This is a genomic window from Paraburkholderia sp. FW306-2-2C-D06C, from assembly GCF_058781505.1.
Genome location: NZ_JBYSWU010000003.1, coordinates 139,257 through 157,736, shown reverse-complemented (window position 1 = coordinate 157,736; position 18,480 = coordinate 139,257). Strand labels below are relative to the sequence as shown.

The following is an 18,480-nucleotide window of genomic DNA, read 5'->3' as shown; positions in this document are numbered from 1 at the left end:
CTGCGCGGCGCTCCGCTTCTTGCGGTGTTATTCTTCGCTCGCCATGAATCTCGAAAGCATCCTCTTTACTCAAGGCTTCGGCTCGCGCCGCCAATGCCGCGCGCTGATCACCGATGGCCGCGTGACAATCGGCGGCCATGCCCATACCGATCCCGACGCCGATCTCGCAACCGCTGACGGCGCGTTCCAGTTCAGCGTCGACGGCGTCGTCTGGCCGTATCGCGAGCATGCCTACGTGCTGCTGAACAAGCCGGCCGGCTACGAATGCTCGCGCGAGCCGCAGCATCATCTGAGCGTATTCAGCCTGCTGCCGCCGCAGTTCGCCACACGCGGCGTGCAGTGCGTGGGCAGACTCGATCAGGACACCACCGGCCTGCTGCTGCTCTCCGACGACGGCAAATTCGTGCATGCGCTCACGTCGCCCAGGCGCAAGGTGCCGAAGGTGTACGTGGCGACCACCCGCCATCCGGTCGACGACACACAACTGAGCGCCTTGCGCGACGGCGTCTTGCTGCACGGCGAACCCCAACCGATCGCAGCCGTGAACGCGCGGGCCCGCGGTGACCACGCGCTGGAACTCACCGTGATGGAAGGCAAATATCACCAGGTCAAGCGGATGATCGCCGCGGCGGGCAACCGCTGCGAAGCGCTGCATCGCGAGCAGATCGGCGGGCTTGCATTGCCTGCCACACTTGCAGAAGGCGCGTGGCAATGGCTCGACGAAGCCGACCTCGGATCTTTACGGAGCGGGTAAACAGGTACAACGCAGGTACCGCGCGCTCAAGGCCTTGAACGGCCACGAAAAAAATGTTCGCATCCGCACATAGCGTCTGCTGAAAGCCCTATCGCGCGCTGCATCGCAGCATGCTCTTCCTTACAACCCACTCTATACTCGATTAAACAACGACTACAAAGGGTTCAAGGAGGGGCGTCATGATCATCCACGACACCGTCGAGATCTCGTACGCGATGATTGCTTTCACGTGCCTTGGGCTGGTCCTGATTGGCGGACTGCTGGTCGCAATGCGGATGCGGCACAAGTATCATCCGAACCTTATCGGCGCCTTGATCGGCGCGATGCTGTGCTTCCTGCTGCTGGAAGCACTGCCGGCGCTCACGTAAGGCGGCGGGGCCACACGCGGCCGGCCAATGGCCGGCCCGGCGCGAGCGTTTTGCCGGGTAATGCACGGCGATGCCCGGCGCGGCTGTTTTTTTGCTCGCGGCAAAACGCATTCGATGAACCGTTCGTGGAGTTCAATTGCGCCCTTTCGCTTCGCCGGCGCTTCTCGTGCCGGTTCCGCCGCAAATTTCCCGTAGAAAATCCTCAACGCTCGGATAGCGCAGCCGCACGCGCAATTCCTCTTTGAGACGCCGGTTCACCAGCCGCCTCGACTCCCGCATGAAGGACAGCAAAGTCGCCTCGATCTGCTGCTCCGCCGCCGCGCGCGTGATGCGCGGCGCGCGCTCGAGGCCGAACGCATCGGCCACCACGTCGAAGTACTCGCCCATTTTCAGCGACGTGTCGTCGGACGCGTGGATCACGCGCGCCAGCCGGCCGTGCGTGCACATGCGCACCAGAATCGCGGCGAGATCGTCGGCGTGGATGTGGTTGGTGTAGACGTCTTCGGCATCGATCAGAGCCGGCGTGCGCTTGTCGAGCCGTGCCAGCGGCAGACGGTTGCCTGCATAAATGCCCGGAATCCGCGCAATGCTTGCCGCGATCGCGCCCCGGGCCGTCGCGCGCCGCAGTTGCCGCTCGGCCGACACGCGGCGCTTCGCACGCGGATTGGCGGCTTGCAGCGCGCGCGTTTCGTCGATCCATGCGCCGCCGCAATCGCCGTAGACGCCCGTCGTGCTCGCATAAACCAGCCGCACGGGCGTGCGCAAACCGGCGGCTCGCCGCACCCCGTCGGGTACAATATTGGCTGCTTCAGATTCCATCCACGCAGCACGAACGCGGCGCTGCCGTGCCACCGGCATGACGGTGTCACGCGCGGCACGCAAGACACGAGGGCCACGAGCGCTCAGCGTGGCGAGTAAGGCACGGGTGCGGCGGTCGTCGTCCCCGGTCTTTTGCGGCGGCGCGAGATGCAGCACGGTCGGCGCGAGACCCGCGAGCCGCTGCAGGCTGCGGCGCGCGTCGAGGTCGCCGACCAGCGGCGTCACGCCCGCGGCGCGCAATTCGGCGCGGCGCCCGGCGTGGCTGGTCAGCGCGAAGACATGCGCGTGCGGTTCAAGCAGCGGCACGCAGCGCATGCCGACATCGCCGCAACCGACAATCAACACGCGCGGCCGGCGGAATTTTCGTGTCGCTTTCATGGTGGACGCATTGTAGCCGTCAAGCGCAGCAGGTACCGCGCAGTTGGCGCCGCGGGTTCGACAACGCGGGGCCGACAACGCGGGGCCGACAACGCGGGTCTGACAACGCGGGTCTGACAACGATTACCGACTTTTCGATTTCGAACACTCTATGGCATTTAACGTCACTCTCCGGCAAAGCGGCCGGCAGTTTCAGGTAGAACAGGACGAACCGGTGCTCAGCGCCGCCCTGCGCCAAGGCATCGGCCTGCCGTACGGCTGCAAGAACGGCGCCTGCGGTTCTTGCAAAGGCACTGTGGTCAGCGGCGAGATCGAGCAGCGTCAGCATTCGTCGTCCGCGTTGTCGAACGACGAGAAGACGCGCGGCATGGCGCTCTTCTGCTGCGCCACGGCTTGCTCCGATCTCGAAGTGGATATCCGCGAAGTAGCCGGTGTCGGCGACGTGCAGGTCAAGAAGCTGCCGTGCCGCGTCAACGCAGTCGAGCGCAAGGCCGACGACGTCGTGGTGCTGAAGCTGCAACTGCCGGCTAACGAACGTCTGCAATATCTGGCCGGACAGTACCTCGAATTCATTCTGAAGGACGGCAAACGCCGCAGCTATTCGATGGCGAATGCGCCGCACGCGGAAGGCCCGATCGAACTGCACATTCGCCACATGCCCGGCGGCGCCTTCACGGATCACGTGTTCAACACGCTGAAAGAGCGCGACATCCTGCGCTTCGAAGCGCCGCTCGGCACCTTCTTCCTGCGCGAAGATTCGGACAAGCCGATCGTGCTGCTGGCCTCGGGCACCGGCTTCGCGCCGCTGAAGGCGATCGTCGAACACGCGGTGTTCAAGAACCTCGGGCGGCCAATGACGCTCTACTGGGGCGCGCGCCGCAAGAAGGATCTGTATCTGCTCGAACTGGCCGAGCAATGGGCGAAGGAGATTCCGAACTTCAAGTTCGTGCCGGTGCTGTCGGAGCCGGACGCGAACGATGCGTGGACGGGCCGCGTCGGCTTCGTCCATCGCGCGGTAATCGAGGATCTGCCCGATCTGTCGGCGTACCAGGTATATGCATGTGGCGCTCCGGTGATGGTCGAATCGGCGCAACGCGATTTCACGCAGCATCATGGCCTGCCCGAAGACGAGTTCTATGCGGATTCGTTTACCAGCGCGGCGGATCTGGCGAACGCGGTTTGAGGGGCTGCGCGGCCCGATCTCACGACCATGCGATCGAGCCGTTCCCGAGCAACATGTCAGCGATAAGGCGGATGCGCAAAAATCCGCCTTATCGCGAATCTGTGCAAATTCATGGTTTACACCATCGCACGCGATGTCGTATTCTTTCGCGCATGAACCGCATCCAATCCGAACTCCGACGTCGCCGCTCGCCGCTCCCCTAGGGACGCCGCCGGCTTCGTCACGGATTCGCGCCACGCAAAGGCGCAAGCTGTTCGAATCATGAAAGCCACGGCATGCCGTGGCTTTTTTGTTTGCTTTTTCGTTTCCCCCGGCCCTTGTTTCACTTTGGCCAAACCTTCATTCACCCTTGACCCCCGTCGTCTGGAGCCTGCCGTCATGAATTTCAATGAGTACCCGATCGAGTCGCTGATGTACATCACAAACCGGCCCGAAATCGTTTTCACGCACGGCAAGGGTTCGTGGCTCTATGACAATAATGGCAAGCGATATCTGGACTTCATCCAGGGCTGGGCGGTCAATAGCCTCGGCCACTGCAACGACGGCATGATCGAAGCGCTGAACAAGCAGGCGCAACTGCTGCTCAATCCGTCGCCCGCTTTCTACAACGCCCCGATGGCGCAACTCGCCGGTTTGCTCACGCAGCACAGCTGCTTCGACAAGGTGTTCTTCGCCAACAGCGGCGCCGAAGCGAATGAAGGCGCGATCAAGCTCGCGCGCAAGTGGGGCAAGAAATTCAAGGACGGCGCGTTCGAAATCATCACGTTCGATCACAGCTTCCACGGCCGCACGCTCGCGACGATGTCGGCAAGCGGCAAGCCGGGCTGGGACACCATCTACGCACCGCAAGTGCCGGGCTTCCCGAAGGCGGATCTGAACGACATCGCATCGGTGGAAAAGCTCGTCAACGCGAACACCGTCGCGGTGATGCTCGAGCCGATTCAAGGCGAAGGCGGGGTGATTCCGGCCACGCGCGAATTCATGCAGGAACTGCGCGCGCTGACCAAACAGCACAACCTGCTGTTGATCGTCGACGAAGTGCAAAGCGGCTGTGGCCGTGCAGGCACCTTGTTCGCGTATGAACTATCGGGCATCGAGCCGGACATCATGACGCTCGGCAAGGGCATTGGCGGCGGCGTGCCGCTCGCGGCACTGCTGGCAAAGGCCGAAGTCGCCGTGTTCGAAGCGGGCGATCAGGGCGGCACCTACAACGGCAATCCGCTGATGACCGCGGTCGGCTATTCGGTGATCTCGCAACTGACGGCGCCGGGTTTCCTCGAAGGCGTGCGCGCGCGCGGCGAGTATCTGCGCACGAAGCTGCTGGAGCTGTCGGAAGAACGCGGCTTCAAGGGCGAACGCGGCGAAGGTCTGCTGCGGGCATTGCTGCTCGGCAAGGACATCGGCAACCAGATCGTCGAAAAGGCGCGTGTCATGCAGCCCGACGGCCTGCTCCTGAACGCGGCGCGTCCGAACCTGCTGCGCTTCATGCCGGCGCTGAACGTCACGAACGAAGAAATCGACCAGATGATGGCGATGCTGCGTTCGATTCTCGACACGCTGTAACCGCTCGGAGCGCACGCATGACGACGGCCGCAACGCTATCGATCCGCCGCTTCGACGCGCGCGACACCGATGCCGTGGTCGCGCTGTGGCAACAGGCATTCCCCGAGTACCGGGACTTGACGAAGCCGCAGCGCAATCCGCATCTGTCGATCGCCAACAAGCTGGCGACGCAACCGGAACTGTTCTTTGTCGCCACGCTCGGCGAGCGAATCGTGGGCACGGTGATGGGCGGCTACGACGGGCACCGGGGATGGTTGTATTCGCTTGCGGTGGATGCTTCGTTGCGCCGGCATGGCATCGGCACGCGTCTCGTCGCGCATGTCGAACAAGCGCTGACCGAACGCGGATGCCCTAAGCTGAATCTGCAGGTGCTGTCTGCAAAGGCCGACGTGCGCGCGTTTTATGAAGCGCTCGGTTATCGCACCGACGAAGTGATCAGTCTCGGCAAGCGCCTGGGTGAAGTGGCTGCGTCGGCGGCTTGAGCCGTGGACGCTCTCGAAAGTGAAAAAGGCCGCATGCGAATACGCATGCGGCCTTTTTCATCGGCACAGCAAACTTACGTCAGCTTGCTCACGCACCCTGGTTATTCACCTGCTTATTCACCCAGATACGCTGCCCGCACCTTCGGATCATCCAGCATCTGCTTGGCGTCGCCGGACATCGTGACCAGACCCGAGTCCATCACGTAGCCGCGGTTCGCCGCCTGCAACGCGAGACGCGCGTTCTGCTCGACCAGCAGCACGGTCATGCCTTCCGCCGAGATCGACCGCACCACTTCGAAGATCTTCTCGACCATGATCGGCGACAGACCCATCGACGGTTCGTCGAGCAGCAACAGCTTCGGCTTGCTGATGATCGCGCGCGCCATCGCCAGCATCTGCTGCTCGCCGCCCGAGAGCGTGCCCGCGTACTGCATCGCACGTTCCTTCAGGCGCGGGAAAAAGCCGAACATGCGATCGACGTCCGCCTTGATGCCGTCCGTATCGTTACGCAGATAAGCACCCATCTGCATGTTCTCGACGATCGACATGCGCGCGAAAATACCGCGGCCTTCCGGCACCATCGCCAGACCGCGCTTGAGCAGCTCGTGCGCGGGCATGCCCTTGATCGACTGGCCCATGTACTCGATGTCGCCTGCCGAGTACGGCTTGAGACCCGTGATCGCCTTCATCGTCGTGGTCTTGCCCGCGCCGTTCGCGCCGATCAGCGTCACCAGTTCGCCCTGCGCGACTTCGAGGTCGATACCCTTGACTGCCTGAATGCCGCCGTAATTGACCTGCAGGCCCTTGATTTTCAACATTGCCGTAGCCATCAGTGGACCCCCGCACCCAGATAAGCCTCAATCACCTTCGGGTCCTTCTGCACGTCATGCGGCAGACCCTGGGCAATCACCTTGCCGTAATCGAGCACTGTCATCTGATTGCACAGGCCCATCACCAGTTTCACGTCGTGTTCGATCAGCAGGATCGTACGGCCGTCGCTGCGGATCTTGTCGAGCAGCTTGGTCAGCTCGACCTTCTCGGTCGCGTTCATGCCGGCGGCCGGCTCATCGAGCGCGAGCAGCTTCGGATCGGTCGCCAAGGCACGGGCGATTTCCAGACGGCGCTGGTGGCCATACGACAGGTTGCGCGACGTGTAGTCCGCGTACTGCGCAATGCCGACGTACTCCAGCAGTTCGACCGCGCGCTCCTTGATCTCGCGCTCTTCGCGGCGCTCGGACGGCGTCTGGAACACCGCGCCAAGCAGACCGTGCTTCGTACGCACGTGACGGCCGACCATCACGTTTTCCAACGCGGTCATGCCGCCGAACAGACGGATGTTCTGGAACGTACGGGCAATCCCCGCCTTCGCGACCTGGTACACCGCGGTCGGCGTGTAGTTCATGCCGTCCAGCTTGAATTCGCCGGAGTCCGGCGTATACAACCCCGTGATCACGTTGAAGAACGTGGTCTTGCCCGCGCCGTTCGGGCCGATCAGGCCGTAGATCTGGCCTTCCTGGATTTCGAGGCCGACATCGGCCAGAGCCTGCAGGCCGCCAAAGCGCTTGTTCACGCCCTTCACCGACAGTCGGATTTGCTTATCACTCACATTAGCGCTCATATCATTTCTCCTGTCAGGCCTCAGGCACGCACCGGCTTCTTGCTGGCGCGCTTTGCCAGTTTTGCAATCTTGTCCTCGTGCTTCGGCGACGGCCACAGGCCTTCCGAGCGGTACAGCATGATGAGAACCATTGCGAGACCGTACAGCAACTGACGGATCACTTCCGTATCGACGATTTCATGGCCGAAGACCGCGTTTTGTAGCGGACCCATCGTCGAACGCAGGAATTCGGGGAACACGGCAAGCAGCACCGCACCGAGAATCACGCCCGGAATATGGCCCATGCCGCCCAGCACCACGCAGGCCAGCACGACGATCGATTCCCAGAACGTGAACGATTCCGGCGACACAAAGCCCTGGAACGAGCCAAACATCGCGCCGGACAGGCCGCCGAACGACGCGCCCATCGCGAACGCGAGCAGCTTCACGTTGCGGGTGTTGATGCCCATCGCCTTGGCGGCGATTTCGTCCTCGCGGATCGCGGCCCATGCGCGGCCAATACGCGAATGCTGCAGACGCGTACAGGTCCAGATCACCAGCAGCGAACACAGCACGAACAGGTAGTAGTACATGTACACCGACGGGAACGAGAACCCGAGGAACGTGTGGGTCTGCGCGAGGCTGAAGCCGCCTGCCGACACCGGAGCAATGCCGGTGATCCCCTTCGGCCCGTTCGTGATGTTGACCGGACGGTCGAGGTTGTTAATGAAGATCCGCACGATTTCCCCGAAGCCCAGGGTCACGATCGCGAGGTAGTCGCCACGCAGACGCAAGGTCGGCGCGCCGAGCAGAATCCCGAACATCGCGGCGAGCGACATGGCGATCGGTACGATGAGCCAGATCGGCACGTGCAGCCCGTTCGGCGCCAGATGCGCGATCCACTCGAACTGCGTCGCGAGGTGCGGCGAACTCAGCAATGCCGCCGTGTAAGCGCCGATCGCGTAGAACGCGATGTAGCCCAAATCCAGCAGGCCGGCGAAGCCGACCACCACATTGAGGCCCAGCGCGAGCATCACGTACAGCATCGCGAAGTCGAGCACGCGGACCCAGTAGTTGCCGCCGGCCGCGCCGATGATCATCGGCGCCGCGATCACGAAGATCGCGGTGATGACGCCGACGGTCAGCATCTTCGTCAGGTTCTTCTCGGGAATGAGCGTCGTGGACGGCTCGATCGGTTGAATTGAGGTCATGTCTATTTGCTCCTTATGGCCCGGGATCAAGCGCGATCCGCAACACGTTCGCCCAGCAGGCCCGACGGACGGAACACCAGCACGATGATCAGCACGATGAATGCGAACACGTCCTGATAGTTACTGCCGAACACACCGCCCGTGAGGTTGCCGATATAGCCGGCGCCCAGCTGCTCGATGAGACCGAGGATCACCCCGCCCACCATCGCCCCGCCGAGGTTGCCGATGCCGCCTAGCACCGCTGCGGTAAAGGCCTTCAGGCCGGGGATGAAGCCCATATAGAAGTGTGCGTTGCCGTATTCGGACGCGATCATCACACCGGCCAGAGCGGCCAGCGCCGAGCCGATCATGAAGGTCGCCGAAATCACGAAGTTCGGGTTCACGCCCATCAGGCTCGCGACGCCCGGGTTCTCGGCGATCGCGCGCATCGCGCGGCCGAGCCTGGTTTTGTGCACGAGCAGCAGCAGACCGCCCATCACGAGGAACGCCACCACGATGATCACGATTTCAGTCATCGAGATCACGGCGCCCGGCGTCGTGTCGGTGGCCTTGATCACGTTGATCGGGTCAGTGGGCAACAGCTGCGGGAACGGCAGCGGATTGCGCGACCAGATCATCATCGCGAGGGTTTGCAGCAGGATCGACACGCCGATCGCGGTAATCAGCGGGGCGAGACGCGGTGCTTTACGCAACGGCCGGTAGGCCACGCGCTCGATCGTGTAGCCGACCAGCGAGCAAACCACTGCTGCGATGATCAACGCGATGACGAGCGTCGGCACGTTGCCGAGGCCGGGGAAGTGGTTCTGAAGCACGCCTATGGCGGAGAGCGCAACCATCGCGCCCACCATCAACACATCGCCGTGCGCGAAGTTGATGATGCCCAGGATGCCGTAAACCATCGTATAGCCCAGTGCGATGATGGCATAAACGCTGCCAAGCACCAGTCCGTTCAGGATCTGCTGGATGAAGATATCCATTTAATGCTCCTTAGCCCGTGCGGCTGGATTCGCGCTCTTCATCAGCCGGTGGGCGGTGATGCGTGACGGAATCTCAACGGCACTGCGGGTACTGATATAAAAGACCGGTAAGGGTTATCCGCTGCCCGGTTCGTCTTACGACTGGGGTGCAGTCGCGGACTCGCCGATAGCGGATGCAAAAACGGCACCGTTGGGTGGTTTCGGTGCCGTCAGGCGTAACGTCCCGTCATCACATCTTCACGACGTCGAGAACCGCTTTCTTGCCGTTCTTGAAGTCGTAAAGCGTAATGGCGCCCTCTTTCAAATCACCCTTGTCGTCGAACGCGATGTGGCCGATTACCCCGTTGTAATCGGTGGACGGCATCGCAGCCAGCACCTTGGGCGCCTCGATCGAATTAGCGCGCTTCATTGCATCGACAATCACGTACACAGCGTCATACGTGAACGGCGCGTAAATCTGCACCGGCGTGTGGAAGCGGTCCACGTACTTCTTTTCGAAGTCCGCTCCCTTGTCCATTTTCGAAAGCGCGACTCCCGCCTCCGAACAGACCAGGTTTTGCACGGCGGTTCCCGCCAGCTCAACCACCTTGTCGGTACACACGCCGTCGCCGCCAAGGATTTTTGCCCTGATACCGAGCGCCGCCGCCTGTTTGGTAAACGGCCCGCCCGTCGCGTCCATACCGGCGAACATGATCACGTCCGGCTGAACACGCTTGATCTTCGTAAGGACGGCTTGAAACTCCGTAGCCCTGTCATTCGTCGCTTCTCGCGTGACGATCTTCGCCCCGCTCGCCTGTATCGTCTTCGCGAACTCGTCGGCCAGTCCCTTGCCGTACACGGTCGAATCGTCGACGATCGCGATGCGTTTCGCGCCAAGCACTTTCGTCGCGTAGTTGGCCAGCGCCGGGCCCTGCTGGGCATCGGTCGCGACCACCCGATAGGTTGTCTTGAAACCTTGCTGCGTATACCCCGGATTCGTCGACGACGGCGAAATCTGCACGATGCCGGCGTCGCTATAGATCTTCGAGGCCGGAATCGAGACACCCGAATTCAGGTGCCCGACCACAGCGACGACATGATCGTCGACGAATTTTTCAGCGACCGCCGTTCCCGTTTTCGGATCCGCCGCGTCGTCTTGCGCGTCGAGCTGCAACTGGATCTTGTGACCGTCGATGGTCAAGCCCTGCGTGTTGATTTCCTCGACCGCCAGACGCGCGCCGTTTTCATTGTCCCTGCCAAGATGCGCAATGCCGCCCGTTAATGGGGCCGCATGACCGATTTTCACGACAGTCGCTTCGCTCGTCGGCGCTGCTGCTGCCACGACAGCCGATGCACCCGCGCCCGCCTCGCTTTCCTGCTTCTTGCCGCACGCGGTCAACATCGCAACCGCGGTCGCGATGGACACGGCGTAAGCAAATTTGACTCGCATTAAGTAGGTCTCCTGCGCCTTGCAAAATCCATTGTTCGGGACCCGGAGGCCTTGAGAACGCGCGCATTGTAACTCCAATTATGCGACGCGCAATATTGTTGAACCGGTGGGGTTTTCCTGCATTGCAACCTTATTTTGAGAGCGAAATCCATCAAAAGGCGCAACCCGGTTGCGACTGTTTTTCGTGCATCAGTTGCACCACCCTCGCGCCCAATCGCATCAAGTGTTGCGGCTCTCCGGCGCGATGCCTGATTTCATCGCGGTTCGCGTTAAGTATTACGTTTCCGTTGATATCGACGCATACGCACTATTTTAGTGCGCCAAAAATCGGTGTGATCGTTTTGACACCATAAAATGGGGACGCATCGAAGCCGGATTCAATAAAAACGCGATCGCAATTCAAAATAATTTGTGTGTGGCGGCACCGGAATCGCCACTTTTTGTTGATCTGGCACTTTATTTTTAGAGGAAGCGCCATCTTGCAGGCGTAAAAAAAGCGCGCCCTTGGGCGCGCTTTTCTTTCAGAAGTGTTGCCGAATCGTCAGGCAGGCAAGCCTAGTCCGCGCGGCAGCGGAAACGCGATGTTTTCCTCGATGCCGTCGAGCGCGCGCACGTTGCGCACGCCAAGCTCCCGCAACCGGCCGATTACCGCCTGCGCCAGCGCCTCGGGCGCCGAGGCGCCCGCCGTCACGCCGATCCGGCGTTTGCCTTCGACCCAGACCGGATCGATCTGGTCCGGCGAGTCCACCATATAGGAGGGCACGCCGAGCTTTTCGGCCAACTCGCGCAAGCGGTTCGAATTCGAACTATTCGGGCTGCCGACCACGATCACGACGTCGCATTGCGGCGCCATGAACTTCACCGCGTCCTGGCGGTTCTGCGTGGCGTAGCAGATGTCCTGTTTCTTCGGCTCGCGGATCGCCGGGTATTTCGCCTTCAAGGCGCCGATGATCTCGGCCGCATCGTCGACCGACAAGGTAGTTTGCGTGACGAACGCGATCCGCTCGGGATCGGCGAGCGTCAACGCCTGCACGTCCTCGATGTCTTCCACGAGATGCATGCCCTCACCGGCCTGGCCCATCGTGCCCTCTACTTCCGGGTGCCCCTTGTGGCCGATCATGACGATGTCGAAGCCGTCCTGGCGCATCTTCGCGACTTCGATATGCACTTTGGTGACGAGCGGACAGGTGGCGTCGTACACGCGCAGGCCACGCGATTCCGCCTCGGCACGCACCGCTTTCGACACGCCGTGAGCGCTGAAAATGACCGTATTGCCGGCCGGCACTTCTTCAAGCTGCTCGATGAAGATTGCGCCCTTTTTGCGCAGATCCTCGACGACGTAGGCGTTGTGGACGATTTCGTGGCGCACGTAGATCGGCGAGCCGTGCAGCTTGATGGCGCGCTCGACGATTTCGATGGCCCGGTCGACGCCGGCACAGAATCCACGCGGCTGCGCCAGCAGGATCTCGGTTTCGGCAAGAGTCGTATCCGTGATGCTCATGTTTACAGAATCCCGATGATTTTCACTTCAAACGCCAGCGCCTGGCCGGCAAGCGGGTGATTGAAATCGAACAGGGCCGACGTTTCGCCGACTTCCTTCAGGACGCCGGCGTAGCGGCCGCCGCCCGGCGCGTTGAATTCGATCAGATCGCCTGGCGAAAAATCCTCCCCGATCATGCTGTTCTCACGCAGCGTAGCCAGCGACACACGCTGGATCAACTCCGGATTGCGCGGGCCGAACGCCTGACCCGGCGCTAGCTGAAAGGTCGAATGGTGGCCGACCTTCAATCCCAGCAGAATATCTTCCAGCGGCGGCGCGAGTTGGCCGGCCCCGAGCAGAAGCGTAGCCGGCTTGTCGGTAAACGTATTGATGACCTCGGCGCCATCGGCAAGGGAAAGCCGGTAGTGAAGCGTCACATGTGAACCGGGTTTCACTTCGGAAATGTCGATGATGCTCATGCAGTGCTCGCTCAGTCGAAGCGCGCTGCACGCGTGCGCCGCGGGCGCAGTCGACGCGTGTGGCAAACCGTCGGGGTGCCGTGCGCAAAACGCTTATTGTAAGCCACATGGCGGGCGGCGGCTTGGGTCTGTCGCGCCCCCGGGAGTCGCGGGCACCGCCTGCCGCCACAAACCCAAACAGCGAGGACCAGTATATGGACGATTGCACCTGCACGATATACGAAACGCCGCCCAAACCGGCCACGCCCGAGGCCGCGAAGCCGGCTGCCGGGACGCCGGCCGCCGGGACGCCTGCTGCCGCGACCCGGGAACCGGCGTTGCCGGGAACGCCGTCTGGAGCGCGTTGCGCAGCGGCCGCCGCGGATGCAGGTACACCCGCGCCTCGCCCGCCTGCAAGCGGCAAATGGCGCAAAAGCGACATGCCGCGGGAGCGGCTGTTCGACGCAGGGCCCGGCGCGCTGTCCGACGCCGAAATGATCGCGCTAGTGCTCGGCTCGGGCCTGAGGGGCCACAACGTGTTCGACGTCGCGCGCACGCTGCTCGACCGCTTCGGCTCGCTGCGCGCGATGCTCGATGCAAGCCACACGGACTTCGACGGCCTGCGCGGCATCGGCCCGGCAAAAAAGGCGCAGTTGCTCGCCATCATGGAAATGGCGCGGCGCTCGCTGATCGACAGAATGCGTACGCGCTCGCTCATGGACTCGCCCGAAGCCGTGCGGGACTATCTGCGCCTGCTGATCGGCGGCCGTCCACACGAGGTCTTCGTGTCGCTCTTTCTCGACGCGCGGCACCGGCTAATCCGTTGCGAGGAAAGCGCGCGGGGCACGCTCACGCGCATGGCGGTCTATCCGCGCGAGATCGTGCGGCGAGCGCTGAGCCTGAATGCAGCCAGCCTGATCGTCGCGCACAATCACCCTTCCGGCGCCGTCCAGCCGAGCGCGAGCGACTGCCGGCTGACGCACACGCTGCGCGACGCCCTGGCGCTGATCGACGTGCAATTGATCGATCACCTCGTTATCGGCGCCGATCACACGTACTCGTTCGCCCGCGCCGGCTGGCCGTGACGGGGCCTGAGTCAAGACTACGATCAGGACTATGAAAGCACGGCGCCATATCCAGCATCGCAAATAAGGTTTGATTTTGCGGCTTTTTTTCTGCTAGAATTCCGGTTTGCCTATTTCCAACCCCCTGTTCCGAAGCCACCAAGGCCTTCTGGAAAGGAAAAGCGACTGAAGTTTCAAAAACTTAAGCGCGGTTCTTTCCGGGAAACTTTCACGGCGTTCGAACTCAGAATTAGCGTATTAGGAGTGCTCTCATGGCACGCGTATGCCAAGTAACTGGGAAAGCGCCGATGAGCGGCAACAACGTTTCCCACGCGAACAACAAAACCAAGCGCCGGTTCCTGCCGAACCTGCAAAACCGCCGCATTTGGGTGGAAAGCGAAAACCGTTGGGTGCGTCTGCGCGTTTCGAACGCCGGCCTGCGCCTGATCGACAAGAACGGTATCGACGCTGTGCTCGCAGATCTGCGCGCACGCGGTGAAGCCTAAGGAGTAAATCATGGCGAAAGGCGCACGCGACAAGATCAAGTTGGAATCGACCGCAGGCACGGGTCACTTCTACACGACGACGAAGAACAAACGCAACATGCCGGAAAAGATGCTGATCAAGAAATTTGATCCGGTCATCCGTAAGCACGTTGAGTACAAGGAAACCAAGATCAAGTAAATCTTGGCTCCTGCCTGACGAAGGCAAAAGACATGCAAAAAAGCCTCGCATTCGTGCGAGGCTTTTTTGTTTTCGGCGCGCCCAGTGTCTCGCCTTTGCCGTCTCGCCTTTGCCGTCTTTGTCCGCCGCTTAACAGCGCTTTATCGCTTAAGACAGTCTTAGGTCCATCAGCCAGCTTTCCCTCGCCCGCCGCGGCGCGTATCCTTTCTCGTTTATCGGCGAGCGGATGGCGCGCCGTCATGGCAAAACGAAAGACGGAGATGCAGGCGATGGAATTCGATGTGGCGATTGTCGGAAGCGGTCTGGCGGGCTTGAGCGTCGCGCTCAATCTCGCGGAGACACGGCGGGTTGCGGTGGTCGCCAAGCGATCGATGACCGAAGGCGCGAGCGACTGGGCTCAAGGCGGCATCGCCGCGGTGCTGGATTCGACGGACAGCATCGAAAATCACGTGCGCGACACGCTGATCGCCGGCGGTGGCCTGTGCGACGAAGCGGCCACCCGCTTCATCGTCGAACACGGGCGCGCGGCAATCGAATGGCTGATCGCGCAAGGCGTGCCGTTCACCAAAGACGACGCCGCCGAACTCGGCTTTCATCTGACACGCGAAGGTGGTCATAGCCATCGGCGGATCATTCATGCGGCGGATGCCACGGGGCATGCGGTGGTCGCCACGCTCAGCGAACGCGTGCGCAGTCACCCGAACATCACCCTGCTCGAAGACCACTACGCGATCGATCTGATCACGTCCGACCGCCTGGGTTTGCCGGGCCGCCGTTGCCACGGTTTGTACGCGCTCGATCTGCAAAGCGGCCGCACTGTAACGATCGAGGCGCCGCACACCGTGCTCGCCACCGGCGGCGCAGGCAAGGTCTACCTGTACACCACCAATCCCGACACTGCGACCGGTGACGGCATTGCGATGGCCTGGCGCGCCGGTTGCCGCGTGTCGAACATGGAGTTCATCCAGTTCCATCCAACCTGCCTGTTCCACCCGTACGCCAAGTCCTTCCTGATTTCCGAAGCGGTACGCGGCGAAGGGGGCATCCTGAAACTTCCGGACGGCACGCGCTTCATGCCGAACCACGACGAACGCGCGGAACTCGCGCCGCGCGACATCGTTGCGCGCGCGATCGACTTCGAGATCAAGAAGCGCGGCATCGATTGCGTATATCTCGACATCAGCCACCAGCCGGCCAAATTCCTGCGCGAACACTTTCCGACGATTCTTGCCCGCTGCCTCGAATTCGGCATCGACATCACCAAAGAACCGATCCCGGTTGTCCCCGCCGCGCACTACACGTGCGGCGGCGTCGTAACCGATCTGGCGGGGCGCACGGATCTCGCGGGACTCTATGCAGTCGGCGAAACGTCTTGCACCGGCCTGCATGGCGCCAACCGGCTCGCCAGCAACTCGTTGCTCGAATGCCTCGTGATCGGACGGTCCGCGGCGCAGGCAATCGAGGAAGAGGGCTTCAGCGCCGCCGTCCATGCACCGCTGCCTGACTGGGACGAAAGCCGCGTATCCGATCCGGACGAAGAAGTGGTGGTTGCGCACAACTGGGATGAGTTGCGCCGGTTGATGTGGAATTACGTCGGGATCGTGCGCACGGACAAGCGGCTCACGCGCGCGAAACATCGGCTTGCGCTGCTGCGCGACGAGATCCACGAGTACTACGCGAACTTCAAGGTGAGCCGCGATCTGCTCGAATTGCGCAATCTGGTCGACGTGGCGTCGCTGATCGTCGACGGCGCGCGCTCGCGGCGCGAAAGCCGCGGCTTGCACTTCAGCCGCGACTGGCCGGCGACCCTGCCCAAAGCGCTGCCGACGGTTCTATCGCCGGAGCACGTGCGCAACCGCAACGTGTGATAGGTACGAGCTGACTAAAAAAGGCCATCGCGGATCAACCCGCGATGGCCCTTCATTTGCGGGCGCAGCGCCTGGCTGCCACAGCGCTTGCACGCCGCTCAGACGATCCGCATCGAGTAATCCGTCGCGCGCACGTCCTTGGTCAACGCACCGATCGACACGCGATCAACGCCAGTTTCCGCGATGGTCCGCACCGTCTCGAAGTTCACGCCGCCAGACACCTCCAGCACCGCCCGCCCCGCCGTCATGCGAACCGCGTCACGCATCGCATCGAACGAGAAGTTGTCCAGCAGAATGGATTGCGCGCGATGCGCCAACGCGGTTTCCAATTGCGCCAGCGTCTCGACTTCGATCTGGATCGGCACACCCGCATTCAACGCAATCGCCGCATCCATCGCCGCGCCGACACCGCCGGCCGCCGCGATGTGGTTTTCCTTGATCAGGATGCCGTCGTATAAAGCAAGCCGTTGATTCGCGCCGCCGCCCACGCGGACCGCGTATTTCTGCGCGAGCCGCAAGCCCGGCAAGGTCTTGCGCGTGTCGAGGATGCGCGTTCGCGTGTGCGCGATCGCGTCGACATATCGGCGCGTTGCGCTCGCCACGCCCGACAGCAGTTGCAGGAAGTTGAGCGCGTTGCGTTCCGCCGTCAGCAACGCACGGACCGGGCCGCGCAGCTCGCAAACCGGCGTGTCTGCCGTCATCCGGTCACCTTCACGATAACGCCACCGCACGTCGATGCGCGGATCGACCTGGCGCATCACCGCGTTGAACCACGGTACGCCGCAGAGCACCGCATCTTCACGCACGATGATGCGTGCATCGCGCACGTCGTCCGCGGGCACAAGGCGGCCTGTCTGATCGCCGGCGCCGACATCTTCGGCCAGCGCGTCGGCGACGTTGCGCGCCAATGCGGCATCGAACGCCGCGCCGTACTGCGCGTGGATTTCAGCGAACAGCGGCGATACTGCCTCGGCCTGACTGAGTTCAACCGCCCCCATTACGCCGCCCCCACGTTCGAATACAGTTGCGCGTCGCGCGCGAGATCGCCGCTCGCCTGTACGCGCTTCTTATGACGCGCGGCGAAGTCGAGCATCCGGTCGATCGGCACACGCGCCCGCTCGCCGATCGCACGATCGACGAAAATCTCGTTGTGGCCGCGCTCGAGCACGTCGGCCAGATTCGCGAGGCCGTTCATCGCCATCCACGGGCAATGCGCGCAGCTCTTGCACGTCGCGCTGTTGCCCGCGGTCGGCGCCGCGATAAAGGTCTTGCCGGGCGCAGCGAGCTGCATCTTGTGGAGGATGCCGAGATCGGTCGCCACGATGAAATGCGTTGCGTCGAGCTTCTGCGCGGCGTCGATCAGCTGGGTTGTCGAGCCGACCACGTCCGCCTGCGCGACCACATTTGCCGGCGACTCCGGATGCACCAGCACTTTGGCGCCAGGATACTCGGCGCGCAGCAGATCGAGTTCAATGCCCTTGAACTCGTCGTGCACGAGACATGAGCCCTGCCACAACAACATATCCGCGCCGGTCTTGTTCTGGATGTAGCTGCCGAGGTGCCGATCCGGCGCCCAGATAATCTTTTCGCCGCGCGCATGCAGATCGGCGACGATTTCGAGGCCGATCGACGACGTCACCATCCAGTCCGCGCGCGCCTTGACCGCCGCGCTCGTATTCGCATACACGACGACCGTGCGATCCGGGTGAGCATCGCAGAAAGCCGAGAATTCATCGACCGGGCAGCCGAGGTCGAGCGAACAGGTCGCATCGAGGTCGGGCATCAGGATGCGCTTGTCCGGACTCAGGATTTTCGCGGTCTCGCCCATGAAGCGCACACCGGCGACCACCAGCGTTTGCGCCTCGTGGTCGCGGCCGAAGCGCGCCATCTCCAGCGAATCGGCGACGCAACCACCGGTTTCGTCGGCGAGCTCCTGCAATTCTGCATCGACATAATAGTGCGCGACGAGCACGGCTTTCTCACGCGCAAGCAACGCGCGAATACGCGCCTTCAGCGCCACCTTTTCTTCCGCCGACGGCGTGACGGGCACCTTCGCCCACGCCTGCCCGATCCCGCAGGTGTTGCCCTGCGCCTGTGGCCGGTCGTATTCGACGGCCCTGATCGCCTGCTGATCCATGATCCCCTCTGCCTTCGCTCTGCCGCCG

18 protein-coding genes and 1 pseudogene are annotated in these 18,480 nt (G+C 62.4%); 9 read left to right on the top strand and 10 right to left on the bottom strand.

Features of this window, described 5'->3' with window-relative positions:
• Nucleotides 1-43 precede the first annotated feature (43 nt).
• Together AC3WLT_RS03545 and AC3WLT_RS03540 are read left to right on the top strand one after the other, a co-directional pair.
• Nucleotides 44-754, top strand: a complete 711-nt coding sequence (locus AC3WLT_RS03545) for a pseudouridine synthase (RefSeq protein WP_492590541.1) — start codon at nucleotides 44-46, stop codon at nucleotides 752-754.
• A 179-nt stretch (nucleotides 755-933) separates the two neighbouring features.
• Entirely contained in the window at nucleotides 934-1,122 is a 189-nt protein-coding gene (locus tag AC3WLT_RS03540) for a hypothetical protein (RefSeq protein WP_492590540.1), read from the top strand.
• Between the two features lie 132 nt (nucleotides 1,123-1,254).
• Here AC3WLT_RS03540 and AC3WLT_RS03535 read toward each other — a convergent pair whose 3' ends face one another.
• Complete coding sequence (locus tag AC3WLT_RS03535) at nucleotides 1,255-2,319, bottom strand: NAD-dependent epimerase/dehydratase family protein (RefSeq protein ID WP_492590539.1); 1,065 nt, start codon at nucleotides 2,317-2,319, stop codon at nucleotides 1,255-1,257.
• Between the two features lie 151 nt (nucleotides 2,320-2,470).
• Between AC3WLT_RS03535 and AC3WLT_RS03530 the strand changes: the two genes are divergently transcribed.
• From AC3WLT_RS03530 to AC3WLT_RS03520, 3 genes and pseudogenes are all read left to right on the top strand, one after another.
• On the top strand, nucleotides 2,471-3,502 hold the full coding sequence (locus AC3WLT_RS03530; RefSeq protein ID WP_492590538.1) for a CDP-6-deoxy-delta-3,4-glucoseen reductase: 1,032 nt from the start codon (nucleotides 2,471-2,473) through the stop codon (nucleotides 3,500-3,502).
• Between the two features lie 378 nt (nucleotides 3,503-3,880).
• Entirely contained in the window at nucleotides 3,881-5,065 is a 1,185-nt protein-coding gene (locus AC3WLT_RS03525) for an acetylornithine transaminase (protein ID WP_492590537.1), read from the top strand.
• 14 nt (nucleotides 5,066-5,079) lie between these two features.
• Nucleotides 5,080-5,547 (top strand): annotated as a pseudogene (locus tag AC3WLT_RS03520) (GNAT family acetyltransferase); the annotation flags it as partial.
• A 113-nt stretch (nucleotides 5,548-5,660) separates the two neighbouring features.
• Here AC3WLT_RS03520 and AC3WLT_RS03515 read toward each other — a convergent pair.
• The 7 genes from AC3WLT_RS03515 to AC3WLT_RS03485 all read right to left on the bottom strand — a co-directional run bounded on the left by AC3WLT_RS03515 (nucleotide 5,661) and on the right by AC3WLT_RS03485 (nucleotide 12,720).
• Nucleotides 5,661-6,377, bottom strand: a complete 717-nt coding sequence (locus AC3WLT_RS03515) for an ABC transporter ATP-binding protein (RefSeq protein WP_492590536.1) — start codon at nucleotides 6,375-6,377, stop codon at nucleotides 5,661-5,663.
• Entirely contained in the window at nucleotides 6,377-7,165 is a 789-nt protein-coding gene (locus AC3WLT_RS03510; RefSeq protein WP_492590535.1) for an ABC transporter ATP-binding protein, read from the bottom strand. The genes AC3WLT_RS03515 and AC3WLT_RS03510 overlap by 1 nt, the downstream gene beginning before the upstream one ends.
• 20 nt (nucleotides 7,166-7,185) lie before the next feature.
• On the bottom strand, nucleotides 7,186-8,355 hold the full coding sequence (locus tag AC3WLT_RS03505) for an ABC transporter permease subunit (RefSeq protein ID WP_492590534.1): 1,170 nt from the start codon (nucleotides 8,353-8,355) through the stop codon (nucleotides 7,186-7,188).
• A 26-nt stretch (nucleotides 8,356-8,381) separates the two neighbouring features.
• Nucleotides 8,382-9,332 carry a branched-chain amino acid ABC transporter permease gene (locus tag AC3WLT_RS03500; protein ID WP_492590533.1) on the bottom strand — a complete coding sequence of 317 codons (951 nt, stop codon included), beginning with the start codon at nucleotides 9,330-9,332 and terminating at the stop codon, nucleotides 8,382-8,384.
• A 229-nt stretch (nucleotides 9,333-9,561) separates the two neighbouring features.
• Nucleotides 9,562-10,761, bottom strand: a complete 1,200-nt coding sequence (locus tag AC3WLT_RS03495) for a branched-chain amino acid ABC transporter substrate-binding protein (RefSeq protein WP_492590532.1) — start codon at nucleotides 10,759-10,761, stop codon at nucleotides 9,562-9,564.
• 541 nt (nucleotides 10,762-11,302) lie between these two features.
• Nucleotides 11,303-12,262, bottom strand: coding sequence for a 4-hydroxy-3-methylbut-2-enyl diphosphate reductase (ispH, locus tag AC3WLT_RS03490; RefSeq protein WP_115098826.1), 960 nt, complete (start codon nucleotides 12,260-12,262; stop codon nucleotides 11,303-11,305).
• A 2-nt stretch (nucleotides 12,263-12,264) separates the two neighbouring features.
• Nucleotides 12,265-12,720, bottom strand: a complete 456-nt coding sequence (locus AC3WLT_RS03485; protein WP_115098827.1) for an FKBP-type peptidyl-prolyl cis-trans isomerase — start codon at nucleotides 12,718-12,720, stop codon at nucleotides 12,265-12,267.
• Nucleotides 12,721-12,914: 194 nt separating this feature from the next.
• Here AC3WLT_RS03485 and radC point away from each other — a divergent pair, with 194 nt between their 5' ends.
• The 4 genes from radC to nadB all read left to right on the top strand — a co-directional run bounded on the left by radC (nucleotide 12,915) and on the right by nadB (nucleotide 16,315).
• Nucleotides 12,915-13,784 carry a RadC family protein gene (gene radC / locus AC3WLT_RS03480; protein ID WP_492590531.1) on the top strand — a complete coding sequence of 290 codons (870 nt, stop codon included), beginning with the start codon at nucleotides 12,915-12,917 and terminating at the stop codon, nucleotides 13,782-13,784.
• Between the two features lie 251 nt (nucleotides 13,785-14,035).
• On the top strand, nucleotides 14,036-14,269 hold the full coding sequence (rpmB, locus tag AC3WLT_RS03475) for a 50S ribosomal protein L28 (protein ID WP_007180631.1): 234 nt from the start codon (nucleotides 14,036-14,038) through the stop codon (nucleotides 14,267-14,269).
• A 10-nt stretch (nucleotides 14,270-14,279) separates the two neighbouring features.
• Nucleotides 14,280-14,447, top strand: a complete 168-nt coding sequence (gene rpmG / locus AC3WLT_RS03470) for a 50S ribosomal protein L33 (protein WP_492590530.1) — start codon at nucleotides 14,280-14,282, stop codon at nucleotides 14,445-14,447.
• A 269-nt stretch (nucleotides 14,448-14,716) separates the two neighbouring features.
• On the top strand, nucleotides 14,717-16,315 hold the full coding sequence (gene nadB / locus AC3WLT_RS03465) for an L-aspartate oxidase (protein ID WP_492590637.1): 1,599 nt from the start codon (nucleotides 14,717-14,719) through the stop codon (nucleotides 16,313-16,315).
• A gap of 98 nt (nucleotides 16,316-16,413) precedes the next feature.
• On the opposite strand, the gene nadC is transcribed toward nadB, so the two are convergent.
• The gene (gene nadC / locus AC3WLT_RS03460) at nucleotides 16,414-17,313 is read right to left on the bottom strand and encodes a carboxylating nicotinate-nucleotide diphosphorylase (RefSeq protein ID WP_492590529.1); all 900 of its coding nucleotides are present in this window, start codon (nucleotides 17,311-17,313) and stop codon (nucleotides 16,414-16,416) included.
• A complete protein-coding gene (nadA, locus tag AC3WLT_RS03455; RefSeq protein ID WP_492590528.1) occupies nucleotides 17,313-18,452 on the bottom strand; it encodes a quinolinate synthase NadA in 1,140 nt (379 codons plus the stop codon). Before nadA ends, nadC begins: the two co-directional genes overlap by 1 nt.
• Nucleotides 18,453-18,480: the final 28 nt, after the last annotated feature.

What these genes read in the sequence shown, in the direction of transcription:
- AC3WLT_RS03545 (WP_492590541.1), top strand. Translation starts at nt 44, where the DNA reads ATGAATCTCGAAAGCATCCTCTTTACTCAAGGCTTCGGCTCGCGCCGC.
- AC3WLT_RS03540 (WP_492590540.1), top strand. Translation starts at nt 934, where the DNA reads ATGATCATCCACGACACCGTCGAGATCTCGTACGCGATGATTGCTTTC.
- AC3WLT_RS03535 (WP_492590539.1), bottom strand. Translation starts at nt 2,319, where the DNA reads ATGAAAGCGACACGAAAATTCCGCCGGCCGCGCGTGTTGATTGTCGGT.
- AC3WLT_RS03530 (WP_492590538.1), top strand. Translation starts at nt 2,471, where the DNA reads ATGGCATTTAACGTCACTCTCCGGCAAAGCGGCCGGCAGTTTCAGGTA.
- AC3WLT_RS03525 (WP_492590537.1), top strand. Translation starts at nt 3,881, where the DNA reads ATGAATTTCAATGAGTACCCGATCGAGTCGCTGATGTACATCACAAAC.
- AC3WLT_RS03515 (WP_492590536.1), bottom strand. Translation starts at nt 6,377, where the DNA reads ATGGCTACGGCAATGTTGAAAATCAAGGGCCTGCAGGTCAATTACGGC.
- AC3WLT_RS03510 (WP_492590535.1), bottom strand. Translation starts at nt 7,165, where the DNA reads ATGAGCGCTAATGTGAGTGATAAGCAAATCCGACTGTCGGTGAAGGGC.
- AC3WLT_RS03505 (WP_492590534.1), bottom strand. Translation starts at nt 8,355, where the DNA reads ATGACCTCAATTCAACCGATCGAGCCGTCCACGACGCTCATTCCCGAG.
- AC3WLT_RS03500 (WP_492590533.1), bottom strand. Translation starts at nt 9,332, where the DNA reads ATGGATATCTTCATCCAGCAGATCCTGAACGGACTGGTGCTTGGCAGC.
- AC3WLT_RS03495 (WP_492590532.1), bottom strand. Translation starts at nt 10,761, where the DNA reads ATGCGAGTCAAATTTGCTTACGCCGTGTCCATCGCGACCGCGGTTGCG.
- ispH (WP_115098826.1), bottom strand. Translation starts at nt 12,262, where the DNA reads ATGAGCATCACGGATACGACTCTTGCCGAAACCGAGATCCTGCTGGCG.
- AC3WLT_RS03485 (WP_115098827.1), bottom strand. Translation starts at nt 12,720, where the DNA reads ATGAGCATCATCGACATTTCCGAAGTGAAACCCGGTTCACATGTGACG.
- radC (WP_492590531.1), top strand. Translation starts at nt 12,915, where the DNA reads ATGGACGATTGCACCTGCACGATATACGAAACGCCGCCCAAACCGGCC.
- rpmB (WP_007180631.1), top strand. Translation starts at nt 14,036, where the DNA reads ATGGCACGCGTATGCCAAGTAACTGGGAAAGCGCCGATGAGCGGCAAC.
- rpmG (WP_492590530.1), top strand. Translation starts at nt 14,280, where the DNA reads ATGGCGAAAGGCGCACGCGACAAGATCAAGTTGGAATCGACCGCAGGC.
- nadB (WP_492590637.1), top strand. Translation starts at nt 14,717, where the DNA reads ATGGAATTCGATGTGGCGATTGTCGGAAGCGGTCTGGCGGGCTTGAGC.
- nadC (WP_492590529.1), bottom strand. Translation starts at nt 17,313, where the DNA reads ATGGGGGCGGTTGAACTCAGTCAGGCCGAGGCAGTATCGCCGCTGTTC.
- nadA (WP_492590528.1), bottom strand. Translation starts at nt 18,452, where the DNA reads ATGGATCAGCAGGCGATCAGGGCCGTCGAATACGACCGGCCACAGGCG.